Source organism: Sphingomonas sp. SP5 (genome assembly GCF_058313455.1).
Window position 1 is genome coordinate 80,754 of record NZ_JBZFLF010000005.1, and the last position, 14,200, is coordinate 94,953.

Annotated in this window: 13 protein-coding genes and 1 riboswitch; of the genes, 8 read left to right on the plus strand and 5 right to left on the minus strand. The window is 70.1% G+C overall.

What is annotated here, in order from left to right; translation table 11 throughout:
* Positions 1 to 193 precede the first annotated feature (193 nt).
* From nudC to AC4GY7_RS13175, 3 genes are read right to left on the minus strand one after another with little or no spacing between them, the layout of a single operon-like run.
* On the minus strand, positions 194 to 1,075 hold the full coding sequence (nudC, locus tag AC4GY7_RS13165) for an NAD(+) diphosphatase (RefSeq protein WP_491114900.1): 882 nt from the start codon (positions 1,073 to 1,075) through the stop codon (positions 194 to 196).
* Entirely contained in the window at positions 1,072 to 2,433 is a 1,362-nt protein-coding gene (locus AC4GY7_RS13170) for a serine hydrolase domain-containing protein (protein ID WP_491114905.1), read from the minus strand. Before AC4GY7_RS13170 ends, nudC begins: the two co-directional genes overlap by 4 nt.
* The gene (locus tag AC4GY7_RS13175; RefSeq protein ID WP_491114908.1) at positions 2,430 to 3,497 is read right to left on the minus strand and encodes an A/G-specific adenine glycosylase; all 1,068 of its coding nucleotides are present in this window, start codon (positions 3,495 to 3,497) and stop codon (positions 2,430 to 2,432) included. The genes AC4GY7_RS13170 and AC4GY7_RS13175 overlap by 4 nt, the downstream gene beginning before the upstream one ends.
* Positions 3,498 to 3,523: 26 nt before the next feature.
* Here AC4GY7_RS13175 and AC4GY7_RS13180 point away from each other — a divergent pair, with 26 nt between their 5' ends.
* The 4 genes from AC4GY7_RS13180 to AC4GY7_RS13195 all read left to right on the plus strand — a co-directional run bounded on the left by AC4GY7_RS13180 (position 3,524) and on the right by AC4GY7_RS13195 (position 8,931).
* Positions 3,524 to 4,036, plus strand: a complete 513-nt coding sequence (locus AC4GY7_RS13180) for a DUF721 domain-containing protein (protein WP_443584337.1) — start codon at positions 3,524 to 3,526, stop codon at positions 4,034 to 4,036.
* Positions 4,037 to 4,041: 5 nt separating this feature from the next.
* A complete protein-coding gene (locus AC4GY7_RS13185) occupies positions 4,042 to 4,707 on the plus strand; it encodes a DsbA family protein (protein ID WP_491114911.1) in 666 nt (221 codons plus the stop codon).
* Positions 4,708 to 4,732: 25 nt separating this feature from the next.
* Positions 4,733 to 5,461 carry a thioredoxin domain-containing protein gene (locus tag AC4GY7_RS13190; RefSeq protein ID WP_491114914.1) on the plus strand — a complete coding sequence of 243 codons (729 nt, stop codon included), beginning with the start codon at positions 4,733 to 4,735 and terminating at the stop codon, positions 5,459 to 5,461.
* An 83-nt stretch (positions 5,462 to 5,544) separates the two neighbouring features.
* On the plus strand, positions 5,545 to 8,931 hold the full coding sequence (locus AC4GY7_RS13195) for a chromosome segregation SMC family protein (RefSeq protein WP_491114916.1): 3,387 nt from the start codon (positions 5,545 to 5,547) through the stop codon (positions 8,929 to 8,931).
* On the opposite strand, the gene AC4GY7_RS13200 is transcribed toward AC4GY7_RS13195, so the two are convergent.
* On the minus strand, positions 8,873 to 9,361 hold the full coding sequence (locus AC4GY7_RS13200) for a hypothetical protein (protein ID WP_491114919.1): 489 nt from the start codon (positions 9,359 to 9,361) through the stop codon (positions 8,873 to 8,875). The genes AC4GY7_RS13195 and AC4GY7_RS13200 overlap by 59 nt on opposite strands.
* Before the next feature lie 165 nt (positions 9,362 to 9,526).
* Between AC4GY7_RS13200 and AC4GY7_RS13205 the strand changes: the two genes are divergently transcribed.
* The 4 genes from AC4GY7_RS13205 (at position 9,527) to AC4GY7_RS13220 (ending at position 13,413) form a co-directional block, all read left to right on the plus strand.
* Entirely contained in the window at positions 9,527 to 10,774 is a 1,248-nt protein-coding gene (locus AC4GY7_RS13205; protein WP_491114921.1) for a putative DNA modification/repair radical SAM protein, read from the plus strand.
* 63 nt (positions 10,775 to 10,837) lie between these two features.
* Positions 10,838 to 11,323, plus strand: a complete 486-nt coding sequence (locus tag AC4GY7_RS13210) for a hemerythrin domain-containing protein (protein WP_491114924.1) — start codon at positions 10,838 to 10,840, stop codon at positions 11,321 to 11,323.
* Between the two features lie 8 nt (positions 11,324 to 11,331).
* Positions 11,332 to 12,729: a UdgX family uracil-DNA binding protein gene (locus tag AC4GY7_RS13215; protein ID WP_491115360.1), complete on the plus strand. Its 1,398-nt coding sequence runs from the start codon at positions 11,332 to 11,334 to the stop codon at positions 12,727 to 12,729.
* Positions 12,730 to 12,774: 45 nt separating this feature from the next.
* Complete coding sequence (locus AC4GY7_RS13220; protein ID WP_491114927.1) at positions 12,775 to 13,413, plus strand: DedA family protein; 639 nt, start codon at positions 12,775 to 12,777, stop codon at positions 13,411 to 13,413.
* Here the strand turns inward: AC4GY7_RS13220 and AC4GY7_RS13225 are convergent.
* Positions 13,404 to 14,096 carry a DJ-1/PfpI family protein gene (locus AC4GY7_RS13225; RefSeq protein WP_491114930.1) on the minus strand — a complete coding sequence of 231 codons (693 nt, stop codon included), beginning with the start codon at positions 14,094 to 14,096 and terminating at the stop codon, positions 13,404 to 13,406. The genes AC4GY7_RS13220 and AC4GY7_RS13225 overlap by 10 nt on opposite strands.
* Before the next feature lie 19 nt (positions 14,097 to 14,115).
* Positions 14,116 to 14,195, minus strand: a riboswitch (ZMP/ZTP riboswitch).
* Between the last annotated feature and the right edge of the window lie 5 nt (positions 14,196 to 14,200).

Sequence of the window (14,200 nt, forward strand, 5' to 3'; positions counted from 1 at the left end):
AGGAGGACCGCTCGCCGCAGGCGAGTGGTGGAGGGGGAGGTCAGCGACGGACTGCATGGGAGAAGACGCCGCTCACCTCCCCCTCCGTCACGCCTCCGGCGTGCCACCTCCCCCTTGCGGGGGAGGACGTAACCGGTAGCCGACGACCCGACGGGCTTCGCCACCGCGGCGATGCGCGAGTTTCCGCGCGAACCTAATCCTTCCCCGCCCACACCGTCAGCAGCGTATGGGCGATGGCATACGGCGGCGGCGGCAGGAACGGCCCCCGCTCCCCCGCCAGCACCGCGCGCACCACGTCGCGCGGCACCCACATCGCATCCTCCAACTCGTTGGTGTCGAGCGTGATCGCATCGTCCTCGGCCGCGCCGATGCAGGCGATCATCAGCGACGAGGGGAACGGCCAGGGCTGGCTGGCGACGTAGCGCACGTCGCGCACCCGCACGCCCGCCTCCTCGCCGATCTCCCGCGCCACCGCCTCCTCCACCGATTCGCCCGGTTCGACGAAACCGGCGAGGGCGGAATAGCGCCCCTCCGGCCAGCCCTTGCCGCGCCCCAGCAGCGCGCGGCCGTCATGTTCGGCGATCATGATGACCACCGGGTCGACGCGCGGGAAATGTTCGGTGTAGCAGGCATCGCACTGGCGCCCCCAGCCGGCGCGGAACAGGTGCGTGGTGCCGCCGCAGCGCGCGCAGAAGCGGTGGCGCGCATGCCAGTCGAGCAGGCTGCGCGCCGCGGCATAGGTCGCGGCCTCACCCGGCTGGAGCGAGGCGAGCATCGTCATCAGCGCGGGCGAGCGCATCGCCGGCGTCGTCCCCTCGCCGCTCGCGGGCAGCAGCGCGGCGACATGCGCGCGATCCCCGCCATCGAGGCCGAGCAGGATCACCTCCGCCGCTTCCGGCAGGTCGGCAAGGCTGGTCCAGGCGAGCCGGCCGTCCGCCGTCACCTCCGGCACCAATCCGTCGAGCGTCAGCAGCCGCGCACGCCAGTCGAGCTTCGCCGCCAGCGCGGCAGGATCGTGGCGCAACGCATCGGCGCGATCCAGCGTGCCGCCGGTGAAGCCCGGCACGAGGGTCATCGCTTGAACCGCGACAGGTCGGCGGCGAGCGCCTGCACCGTCTCCTGCCGCACCGGCCAGCGATCGGCGGGGAAATAATTGACCATGATCGTACCGCGCACCTTTTTGACGGGATCGACGAAGGCGACCGTGCCGGCGGCACCGCCCCAGCCATAGGTCCCCCTGGACGGCATGCCGCCGGGGCCGTCGGCGAGATAGACCGATCCACCCGCGCCATAGCCCATCGGCACGGCATTGGCCGACGCGCCGCCGGTCGCGCCGCCGACCCCGCCGAAGGTGACGCCGGCCGGCAGCAGGTTGGACATGGCGAGCCGCACCGTCTCGGGCTTCATGATCCGCACCCCGTCGAGCGTGCCTCCGTCGGCGAGCATGTGGAGGAAGCGGTCATAGTCGCGCGCCGACATCACCAGCCCGGCACCGCCGTAAGGGAAGCTCGGCGGCTGGAGGTAGACGGAGGTCGCGCCGGGATCGAGCGGGGCAAGGCCCGCCCCCGTGAAGGCGTAATTGGTCGCCAGCCGCGACGCCTGCGCCGCCGGCACCGTCCAGTAGCTGGAGGTCATCTTGAGCGGCGCGAAGATGCGCGTGTTGACGAAGCGGTCGAACGGCATGCCGGACGCCACCTCGATCACCCGCCCCATCACGTCGAGGCCGACCGAATAGTTCCAGGCCGTGCCGGGCTGCGCGATCAGCGGCGCCTTGGCGACCTGATCGGCGAAGGCGGCGAGCGTCGCGGGCCGCGTGCGCCGCATGCTCGGCTCGATGCTGGCGCTGACCGCGGCGGGCAGGATGCCGAGCCGCTCATATTCCTTCAGCAGCGCGCCCTTGGCGATGATGTTGTAGGTGAGGCCGGACGTGTGGGTTAGCAGCATGCGGATGGTGATCGGCCGCACGGCGGCCACGCTGGCGAGGCTCTTCTCCGGATCGGTCGCGACCTGCATCGTCTTGAATGCAGGAATGTATTTGGCGACGGGATCGTCGAGGCCGATCTTGCCTTCCTCGATCAGCATCATTGCCGCCATCGCGGTGACCGGCTTGGTCATCGAATAGACGCGCCACAGGGTGTCGGGCGTGGCTTGCGACGCGCCGGCATCGGTCGCGATCCGGCCTGCGGACACGAACCATGTCGGCCGGTCGCCGACGCCGAACGCCGCGACGATTCCCGGCATCTTGTCGTCGCGCACATAGCCGTCGAACAATGCCTGCGTCTGCGGCAGGACGAGGCGACCGGGCGCGTCGCCACCTACGGCCGGCGTGACCGGCACACCCGGCGCGCTCTGCCGCAGTGCCTGCCCACCCACGGCCGCCGTCGCCGCCAGCCCGGCCAGCGTCAGGCCGGCGATTCCGATGACCCGCTTCATTCCACTCTCCCCGTCACGGCCGCCGCGGCCTTGGCGAACAGCGTCGGCAGACCGGCGCGATCGAGATCGGCGATCGGCCACCATTCGCCGTCGGTGTGATGCGCCTGCCCCTCGCCCACGGCAAGCGCCAGTTCGATGTCGAAGTGCGTGAAACCATGGGAGACTGTCGTGTTCCGCAAGCGCCAGTCGACCGCCGCCGGCGCCTCCGCCAGCGCCGGTCGCGTATCGATCCACGGCCCCGTCGGCAGCGCGCGCATCCCGCCGAGCAGGCCCTTGCCCGGCCGTCGCACCAGCAGCACGCGATCGCCGTCCTGCAACCAGAAGATGGTACCATAGCGCTGCGGCCGGGCCTTCTTCGCCGCCTTCACCGGCAGCCGTTCGGCCACGCCCTCGCGATAGGCGCGGCATGCGGCGGACAACGGGCACAGCAGGCAGGACGGCTTCCGAGGGGTGCAGATGCCCGACCCCAGATCCATCATCGCCTGCGCGAAATCGCCGGCGCGGGCATCGGGCGTGATCCGGTCCGCCGCCGCGCGGATCGCGGTGCGCGCGCCCGGCAGCGGCTCGACGATCGCAAACAGGCGCGCCACCACCCGCTCGACGTTGGCATCGACCACCACCGCGCGCCGGCCGAAGGCGATCGCCGCCACCGCCGCCGCGGTATAGGCGCCGAGCCCGGGCAGCGTCCGCAGCACCGCCTCGTCCGCCGGAAACGCGCCGCCGTGCTCCGCCACCACCACCTTCGCCGCGGCGACGAGGTTGCGGGCACGGGCATAATAGCCAAGGCCCGCCCAGGCGGCCATCACCTCCGCCTCGTCGGCCGCGGCGAGCGAGGCGAAATCGGGCCATCGCGCCACCCAGGCTTCGAATCGCGGGCGCACCGCCGCCACCGTCGTCTGCTGGAGCATCACCTCCGACAGCCAGACGCGATAGGGATCGGCCACCGCGCCGGGCAGCGCCCGCCACGGCAGCACGCGGCGATGGCGGTCGTACCAGGCGAGCAGCAGCGGCGCGATCGTCGCCGGATCGCCGGCAGGTTCGGGGCAAGAGCGTGTAGCGTCCACGCCCCGGCTATGGCATGGAGCCGCCAATGAGCAAGCGCGCCGGCGCCCCCACGTCCGAAGCCCCCCGCCAGAACCGCGCCCGCGCGGTCAGCGAACTGCTGCCCGCGATCCATGGCGCCGCATTCAAGCGATTCGGCTTCGTGCAGAGCGCGCTCGTCACCCGCTGGGCGGAGATCGTCGGCGAACGCTGGGCCGCCGCCTCCGCCCCCGAATCGCTGCGCTTTCCGCCCGGCAAGAAGGCGGACGGCGTGCTGACGTTGGTGGTGCGCAGCGCGCATGCGCCGATGCTCCAGCATATCGCGCCCGAGATCGTCGAGCGGGTCAATCGCTTCTTCGGCTATGCCGCGGTGGCGCGGCTGACGATCCGCCAGGGCGAGGTCGCCAAGCCAATGCCGCGCAGCGCGCCGCCGTCGCTGAAAGCCGCCCCGCCGGAGATCGGCGAGGGGCTGAAGGTGATCGCCGATCCCGAACTGCGCGCCGTTCTCGAATCGCTTGCCGCCGGCGTCCATACGCCGCGCGGCCTTCCCAGGATCAGCTGAGCCCCATGACCCGCCTGCCCCTTCTCGCCTCGCTCGGCCTCGCGCTCGTCGCCGCGGCGCCCGCCACCGATTGGAGCGCCGTGACGCATCAGACGCCCAAGGGCGCCTATGTGTTCGGCAATCCGGCGGCGCCGGTGAAGCTGGTCGAATATGGCAGCTACACCTGCTCGCATTGCGCCGATTTCGCCAATGAGAGTGCTGCGGTGCTGAAGGGGCAGATGATCCGCTCGGGCAAGCTCAGCCTCGAATACCGCCACCTGATCCGCGATCCCGCCGATCTCGGCGCGGCGGTGCTGGCGCGCTGTGCCGGTCCGCGCGGGTTCGCGGCCGCGCATGCGATGATCTTCGCGACGCAGGCGACGTGGCTGCCCAAGCTTGCGACCTATCAACAGGCACATCCCGATATCGATGCCAAACCGCCGATCCAGCAGGCGCGCCTCTATGCCGATGCCGCCGGCCTCACCGCCGCGATGCGCGCGCGAGGGCTGACGCCAGCGCGGATTAACGCCTGTTTCGCCGACAAAGCCGGGGTGGACCGGATCACCGCCATGACCGGCGATGCGCCGATCGAGGTGGCGAGCACGCCGACCTTCTACCTCAACGGCGCGTTGCAGCCACCTTCGACGTGGCAGCAGCTCGAACCCGTCCTGCGCGCCAAGGGCGCCCGCTAAGCCGATCAATCAGGAGCGCATTTTGATGAAGTATCTCGCGTCGCTGCTCGTCCTCCCGCTGGCGCTGGCCGGTTGCTCCAAGGAAAGCGGCACCCCCTCGTCGCCCGCCAGTCCCGTCGCCGCGGTTGCGGCGCCCGCCGGGCAGGACTGGACGCAGACCGCCGCGCGTACCGCGGAAGGCACGCTGATCGGCAACCCCAATGCGCCGATCAAGCTGGTCGAATATGGCTCGCGCCTGTGCCCGACCTGCGGCGCGCTGGCACGCGAAAGCTTCGGTCCGCTGATGGATAATTACGTCAAATCTGGGAAGGTCAACTTCGAATACCGCGAATTCCTCGTCCACGGCGCCCCAGACCTCCCCCCCGCGCTGCTGGGGAATTGTACCGACGTCACCGCCTTCTTCCCGATTCTGGAACAGATGTATCAGGCGCAGGAAGGCTTCAACACCAAGCTGCAGGCGACGCCGCCGGCGGTGCAGCAACAATTACAAACCGCCAAGCCGGTGGATGCGATTCGTATCATGGCCGAGCAGATGGGGCTGATCGATTTCGCCAAGCAGCGCGGCATTCCCGAAGCCAAGGCGCGGGCATGCCTGGCCGACATGACCCAGATCGACCGCTGGACCAAGCAGACGCAGGACAAGAGCGCCGACGGCACCGTCGCCGGCACGCCGACGCTGATCCTCAACGGCAAGAAGGTCGAGGCGGTGACCTGGGGCCAGCTGGAACCGCTGCTGAAGGCGGCCGGCGCTTGAATCAGTTGACGCAAGGACGCGACGGACGCGTGTCCTTGCGGGGCTCTCTTGCCAGGCGGAAACATTAGCGGCACTCCCACAGCGTGCAGATCAAGCGGCTTCGCATCGCCGGGTTCAAGAGCTTCGTCGATCCCGCCGACCTCCGCATCGAGCCGGGGCTGACCGGGATCGTCGGGCCCAACGGCTGCGGCAAGTCGAACCTCCTCGAAGCATTGCGCTGGACGATGGGTGAGAGCAGCGCCAAGTCGTTGCGCGGCGCAGGTATGGACGACGTGATCTTCGCAGGCACCGCCACGCGGCCGCCGCGCGATTTCGCCGAGGTCGCGATCCTGCTCGACACGGGCGGCGACGAGCGCGAGGTGGTCCGCCGGATCGAGCGCGGCGCGGGCAGCGCCTATCGGATCGACGGGCGCGACGTGCGCGCCAAGGACGTGGCGCTGCTGTTCGCCGACGCCGCCACCGGTGCGCACAGCCCGGCCCTGGTCAGCCAGAACCGCATCGGCGCGGTGATCGCCGCCAAGCCCGCCGAACGCCGCGCGATGCTGGAAGAGGCGGCGGGGATCGCCGGGCTGCACGTCCGCCGCAAGGACGCCGAACAGAAGCTGCGCGCCACCGAGGCGAACCTCGTCCGGCTCGACGAACTGATCGCCGAACAGGACGCACGCGCCGCCCAGCTCAGGCGGCAGGCACGCGCCGCCGAACGCTATCGCGCCCTGTCCGAGCAGATCCGCATTGCCGAGGCACGGATGATCTTCGCCCGCTGGCGCGATGCGGTCGCCGCCGCCGACGCCGCCCGGGCGGAGGCCGATGCCGCACACGCCCGCGTGACCGCCGCGACGGCAGGCGAGCGCGAGGCCGCCGCCGCCCAGCAGACGGCGATCGAAACGGTGGCGACGCGGCGGGCGGCGGCGCTGGCGGCACGCGACCGCGCTGCCGAGGCTGGCCACGCCCTCGCCACCCTGCGCAGCGAGCGCGCCGCCGCGGCACGCCGGGTCGTAGACCTTGCCGAGGCACGCCGCCGCATCGCCGAGGATCGTGCGCGCGAAGGAACGCTCGCCAGCGACGCCGCGGCGGCACTCGCCAACCTTTCCGAAGAGGTGAAGGCGCTCGACGCCGGCATCGCCGCCGCCGCCGAGGCGGCCCCGCACTTCGCTGCCGCGCTCGCCGAGGCCGAACGCCAGGCGCGCGATGCCGAGGTGGCGCTGGCGCAGGCACTGGCCCGCCAGGCGAGCGAGGCGGCGGAAACGCGCGTCGCCGATGCAGCGCTCGCCGCGGCGCGCGCCCGCACCGAGCGGGCCGATCGTGACGCCCGGCAGGTTGCGCAGGCGCTCGCCGCACTGGGCAGCGCCACGCCCCTCGCTGCGGCGCGCGACGAAGCGGTGGCACGGCGCCGCGCGGCAGCGAGCGCCGGCGAAGCGGCCCGCGTCGCGCTGGCGGAGGCCGAGGCCGCCGAACGAACGGCGGTGGCGGAACGCGACGTCGCGGAGGTCGCGCGTGCCGCAGCGCGGGCGGATCTGGCCGCGATCGACAGCGAGGCGGCGGCGCTCACCAAGGCGACGCAGCGCAGCGGACGCGACCGGCTGCTCGATCACCTGATGCCGTCACCCGGCGTCGAGCGTGCGCTCGCGGCTGCACTGGGCGACGATCTGGAGGTGACGCTCGCCGCCTGGACCGGCGCGGAGCCGGAACCGGGCGATCCCGCCGCGCCGGCAGGCACCACGCCGCTCGCCGCCTGCGTCACCGCGCCGCCGGCGCTCGCCCGCCGGCTGGCGCAGACCTTCCTCGCCACGGAGGATACCGGGCAGGCGCTCGCCGTCGGGCAGCGGCTGGTGACGCGGAATGGACGATTGCGGCGCTGGGACGGCTTCGTCGCCAGCGGCAATGGAGCGGCGGCTGCGGAACGGCTGGAACGGCTCGGCCGGCTGGCGGCGCTCCACGCGGCCCGGCCGGCGGCGGCGGCGGCGCTCGAATCGGCAGAGGGCGCTCGTGCGAGGATCGAGGAGGCGATCGCTGGCGCCCGTGCCGCGGCGCGCGGCGCGCGTGCCACCCGGGATCAGGCGGATGCCGCCGGGCGCGAGGCCGAACGCGCCGAAGATCGTGCCGCCGCAGCGCTCGAACGGCTCGATCATCAGCGCGCCGATCTGGCGTCGCGCGCCGAGCGCACCGCGACGGAGGCTGCGGACGCACAGGCGGAACGCACCCACGCGGAGGCCGCGCGCGCCGCCCTGCCCGATGGCAGTCAGGCGAATGCCACGGTCGCCCCCCTGTCGCGCGAAGCGGACGCGCATCGCGCCGCAGTGGCGCGCGCGCGCGAGGCTCGGGCCGCGTCCGACCGCAGCGTACAGGCCAATCGCGAACGGCTGGCGGCGGCGCAGGCGGATGGGCGCAGCTGGCGCGCGCGTGCCGGTGAGGCGGCGCGGCGCATCGCCGACATGGACAAGCGCGATGCGGCACTTGCCCGCGACGCCGCGGAAGTGGACGATCGCCCCGCCGCGCTCGATGCGGCGATCGGCACGGGTGAAACCGAGCACGCGCAGGCGCGCAGCGACAGCGACACCGCATCCGCCGCGGAACGCGCCGCCGACGCCGCCCTGCGGCAGGCCGAAGATGCGCATCGGCGCGCCAACGAGACGCTGGCACAGGCGCGGGAGGCGCGGGCGGGCACGCAGGCGCGGCTGGAGAACCAGGAATTACGCCGCGTCGAAATGGGCCGCCTGTCCGGCGAGCGTTTCGAATGCCCGGCGCCGGTGCTGCCCGAACGGTTGGGCTTCGACAGCGACACGGTGCGCCGCACCGACGAAGAGGCGCAGGCGCACGAGCGGCTGTCTGCGGAGCGCGAGCGCATCGGCCCGGTCAATCTGGTCGCGACGCGCGAACTTGCCGAATTGGAGGCAGCCGGCAGGAGCAACGCCGCCGAGCGTGACGAACTGGGGCAGGCGGTGCATCGGCTGCGCGGATCGATCGGCACGCTCAATCGCGAAGGGCGGCAGCGCCTGCTCGCCGCCTTCCAGGCGGTCGACGGCCATTTCCGCCGGCTGTTCACCACCCTGTTCGACGGCGGCGCCGCGCATCTGCAGCTGATCGATTCGGACGATCCGCTGGAGGCAGGGCTGGAGATCATGGCGCAGCCGCCGGGCAAGCGGCTGCAATCGCTCACCCTGCTGTCGGGCGGCGAACAGGCGCTGACCGCGATCGCGCTGATCTTTGCATTGTTCCTCACCAATCCCGCGCCGATCTGCGTGCTCGACGAGGTCGATGCGCCGCTCGACGATGCCAATATCGAGCGTTTCTGCGGCCTGCTCGACCGGATGACGGAGGAGACGGAGACGCGTTACCTGATCGTCACGCACAATGCGGTGACGATGAGCCGCATGCATCGCCTGTTCGGCGTCACCATGGTGGAACGCGGGGTCAGCCGGCTGGTGTCGGTCGATCTCGGCGGAGCGACCAGCCTGGTGGCGGCGGAATGATCGGCCGCCCCGGCGCGTCGCAGGCCAGCAGCGCCGCCGCCGCACGTCGCTCATAGTCGAGGTGGCCGCGCATGCGGGCGATAAAGGCCAGCGCCTCGGACCGGTAGACCTCCGGTGACTCGACCGCACCGCTGCTGTGGCGTGCAACGAAGCGTCGCACCTCTTCGCCCAGCGCAAGGCAATCCGCCTTCAGCGCCCGCGCGGTCCGCGCCCGATCGGCGCTGCCGCCGGCGATGTGCGGATCGAAGATCTCGCGATGCTTGAACATCTGATAGGCGGCGAGCAGCCGCACCAGTTCCCAGCGCAGCCGCGCCAGCCCGGCCATGTCCGGCGCGCCACCGATCGCCAGCAGGCGCGCGGCGCGATCAATGTTGGCACGGATGCCCGCCTGATGCTCCAGAAGCCGATCGACCTGCTGCTGATCCTTCATGCGTGCAAGGCTATCGGGGCAAAGGTGACCGAATTCTTACTCACCCATCTATGTCATTGTTTTACATCAATTATATAGCAGATCGGGTGGATTCCCAACGACTATGGGTGCGACACCGCCGTCGCCTGCCTTGTACCCGGCCGCCCGAGAACGTACATGGAACGGATGGCGCAGCTCGACACCCGTGAAAAGCTGGCGATCCTCGCCGATGCCGCAAAGTACGATGCCTCCTGCGCCTCGTCGGGGACGGCAAAGCGCGACAGCCGCGACGGCAAGGGGCTGGGATCCACCGAGGGGATGGGCATCTGCCACGCCTATGCACCCGATGGGCGGTGCATCAGTCTGCTTAAGATCCTGCTGACCAACAGCTGCATCTTCGATTGCCATTATTGCATCAATCGCAAGAGCAGCAACGTGCGGCGTGCGCGCTTCACCGCGGACGAGGTCGTCAAGCTGACGATCGCCTTCTACAAGCGGAACTATATCGAGGGGCTGTTCCTGTCGTCGGGCATCATCCGATCGTCCGATTACACGATGGAGCAGATGGTCGAGGTCGCGCGGTCCTTGCGCGAGGATCATCACTTCCGCGGCTATATTCACCTCAAGACGATCCCTGACGCCGATCCGGAACTGGTTCACCAGGCTGGCCTCTATGCCGATCGCGTGTCGATCAACGTCGAACTGCCGACCGCCAGCGGGCTGAAGCGACTCGCCCCGGAAAAGGACGGCGCGCGGATCGAAGGCGCGATGAAGGATGTGAAGGCGGCGATCGTCGACACCAGCGATGCCCGCCGCAAATACAAATCGGCCCCACGCTTCGCGCCGGCCGGGCAATCGACGCAGATGATCGTCGGCGCGGATGCCGCGACCGACGGCGAGATCGTCACGCGGGCCTCCACCCTCTACGACCGGTTCGGGCTGCGCCGAGTGTATTACAGCGCGTTCAGTCCGATCCCGGATGCGAGCACGGTGTTGCCGCTGCAACGGCCGCCGCTGATGCGCGAACATCGCCTGTACCAATCCGACTGGCTGATGCGCTTCTACGACTACACACCGGCCGAGGTGGTCGCCGCGGCGGACGAGGCGACGGGGATGCTGCCGCTCGATGTCGATCCCAAGCTCGCCTGGGCGTTGAAGTTTCGCGAGAGCTTCCCGGTCGACGTCAATCGCGCGCCGCGCGAGATGCTGCTGCGCGTACCGGGGCTGGGCGTGAAGGCGGTCGATCGCATCGTCGCCAGCCGGCGCTGGCGGCGGCTGCGGCTGGACGATGTCGCGCGCCTGACGGTCAGCGTCGCAAAGGTCCGCCCGTTCATCGTCGCCGAGGACTGGCGACCGGTGATGCTGACCGATCGTGCCGAGTTGAAGCCGCTCGTCGCGCCCAAGTCGCACCAGCTCGAACTCTTTGCCGCGTGAGAATGATTCGCGGGTGAAACGCTCCGTGCCGTGGCCGGTTGGTCGCGGCGAAGGAGACGGCTGATGGCGCTGGCGCAGATTTACGCAGATTTGAAACGCGATCACGACAAGCAGCGCGGCATGCTGAAGGAGCTGGGCGACATGCAGGGTGCCGGGCAGGAACGCCGCGACCTGTTCGAGGCGTTCCGCCTGGAAATCCAGAGCCATGCCGCCGCCGAGGAGGAATCGCTCTACGCCACCATGCTGCGCGACCCCGAATTGCGCGACGACGCGCGTCATTCGGTGAGCGAGCACAAGGAGGTCGACGACCTGCTCGGCGACATGGCGGACCTGGAGTTCGGCTCCGATGCGTGGAGCGAAAAGTTCTTCCACATGCGCCGCCGCTACGAGCACCACATCACCGAGGAAGAGGAAGAGATGTTTCCCGCCGCCGCGGAGGAACTGGATACATCGACCGAGCAGGAGCTCGCGACGATCTATGAAGAGCGCAAGCCCGAGGAACTGGAACTGGCCAAGGCCAACCCGCCGGGCGGCGACGAACGCGACTGACCGCCGTGTTGCGCATCGCCACCCTGCCCGCCCCCGATGATTTCGACGCCTGGCGCGACGCCGCGCGTGCGCTGGCGGCGGCGGAGGTGCCGCCGGATGCGGTGGTGTGGCAGGTGGGCGATGCGCCGGTCGACCTGTTCGCGGCGGCAGGCGATGCAGACGGGGCGCCGGCCGCTGCGCCGGCCGGTTTCTCCGTGCCGCGCGGCTTCATCGATCTGGCCCGCAGCGTGGTGATGGCGAACGATCCCGAACGGTTCGCCTTGCTTTATACGGCGCTGTTCCGCCTGCGCCGCGAGCCCAGGCTGGTCGAGGATCATGCCGATCCGCTGGTCCGCCGGCTGGAGGTGCTTGCCAAGAACGTCCGGCGCGACATCCACAAGATGCGCGCCTTTCTGCGCTTTCGCGAGGTGGAGGAGGAGGACGGCGCCAGCCGCTACGTCGCCTGGTTCGAACCCGAACATCACATTGTCCGCGCCAATGCCGCCTTCTTTGTCAATCGCTTCGCCGCCATGCGCTGGTCGATCCTGACGCCGGAGGTGTCGCTGCACTGGGATGGCAAGGCGCTGTCGGAAGGGCCGGGCGCCAGCAAGGCGGACGCGCCGGAGGGCGATCCGACCGAAGAGGTGTGGAAGACCTATTACGCCAGCATCTTCAATCCCGCGCGCGTCAAGGTCGGCGCGATGCTGAAGGAGATGCCGCGCAAATACTGGAAGAACATGCCGGAAACCGCGCTGGTCCCGCAACTGATCGCCGGCGCACAGGCACGGGAGAGCGGCATGATCGAAACGGCACGCAGCAGCGTCGGCGGCAACGTCCAGGCGGCCTGGGAGGCGCTGCGCGACGAGGCGGCGGCCTGCACCCGCTGCCACCTCTACAAGCATGCGACGCAGACCGTGTTCGGCGAAGGGCCGGTGGATGCGGCGATGATGTTCGTCGGCGAACAGCCGGGCGATCAGGAGGATCTGGCCGGCACGCCCTTCGTCGGGCCGGCGGGGCAGGTGTTCAATCGCGCCGTCGCCGCCGCCGAGATCGACCGGACGCACGTCTACGTCACCAATGCGGTGAAGCATTTCAAGTTCGAACAGCGCGGCAAGCGGCGCATCCATTCCAAGGCCGACACCGGCGAGATCCAGGCCTGCCGCTGGTGGATCGAACAGGAACAGATGCTGGTCCGCCCGCAGGTCACCGTGGCGCTCGGCGCCACCGCGGCACGCTCGCTGCTCGGCCGAACCGTGACGATCGGCCGCGAGCGCGGGCGGGCGATCACGCTGCCCGACGGCGGTAAGGCCTGGATCACCGTCCATCCAAGCTATCTCCTCCGCCTGCCCGACGAGGCGCAGAAGCAGGAGGAATATGCCCGCTTCGTCGAGGACCTGAAACTGGCGAAAGCGGCGTTGCGGGATTAGCTCCCCCCTTCCCTTCCGCCGTCCGATCCGCCAAGCCCCACGCCCATGTTCGAGAAGATCCTGGGCGTCCTTGCCACCTTCACCATCTGGGTGATCTCCAGCGGCGGCTATGTCGGCATCGCGATCCTGATGGCAATCGAGAGCGCATGCATACCGCTGCCGTCGGAAATCATCATGCCGTTCGCCGGCTACCTCGTCTCGACGGGGCGGTTCGACCTGTACCTCGCCGCGACCGCGGGGGCGATCGGCTGCAACCTGGGTTCGATCGTCGCCTATGAGGTCGGCAAGCGCGGCGGCCGGCCGGTGGCGGAACGCTGGGGCCGTTACGTGCTGATCGGGCTAGGCGAGCTCGATGCGGCGGACCGCTTCTTCGCGCGCTGGGGCAGCCTTGCCGTGCTGATCGGGCGGCTGCTGCCGGTGATCCGCTCGTTCATCGCCTTCCCGGCCGGCGTCGCGCGCATGCGGCTGGTGCCGTTCCACGTCTATACGTTCATCGGCAGCTGGCCATGGTGCTTCGGCCTCGCCTGGGTCGGCATGAAGCTGGGCGACAAGTGGGATAGCGACCCGCGCGTCAAGGCGGCCTTCCACCGTGCCGACCTGTTGATCGGCATCGTTCTGGTCGGCCTCGTCGCCTTCTACATCTGGCACCGCGTCCGTGGCCTGAAGCGCACGCCTCAGCCGTAACCGCGCCGTTTCGCCAGCGCGCGCAGATCATCGTCGCGCGTCGGCACCAGCGCCCGCGTCCGCCGCTCGACCGCCGCGACGACTTCCGGCCCGGCACGTTCGGGCGAGCCGCTGTCGAATCGCGGGCGGGGATCATATTCGAGGCTCAGCTGCACCGCCCGGGCGTGCGCCTCGCCGCGCAACAGCGCGGTCAGCGTCAGTGCGAAGTCGATCCCCGCGGTCACCCCGCCACCGGTGATGCGATTCCGGTCGATCACGACGCGCTCCGCGACCGGTTCGGCGCCGAACAGCGGCAGCATGTGGCGCTGCGACCAGTGGCAGCCGGCGCGATACCCGGTCAGCAATCCTGCCGCGCCGAGGATCAGCGAACCCGTGCAGACGCTGGTGATCCAGGTCGCGCCGCCACCGATGCTGCTCACCCAATCCATCACCGCATCGTCGGCGATCACGCCATTGACGCCGAAGCCGCCGGGCACGCACAACACGTCGGCGGCCGGCACCTCCGCCAGCGTGGCGGTCGGCTGGATGGCAAAGCCGGCATCGGTCGACACCGGCTCGCGCGTCTTCCACACCAGATCGAGGCGGGCATCGCCGAGTCGCGACAGCACCTGCATCGGCCCGGTCAGGTCGAGTTGCGTGACGTTGGGGAACAGCAGGAAGGCGATACGCAGCGGATCGATCATGGGCGTCTCCTCTTTGCGAAGCGAATGCCCAGGCGCGCGGCAGCGATGTCCGCGCGCTCCCTTGTGGTGATCCACTCGGCGCCAGTCACGCCCGGCACGCGGAT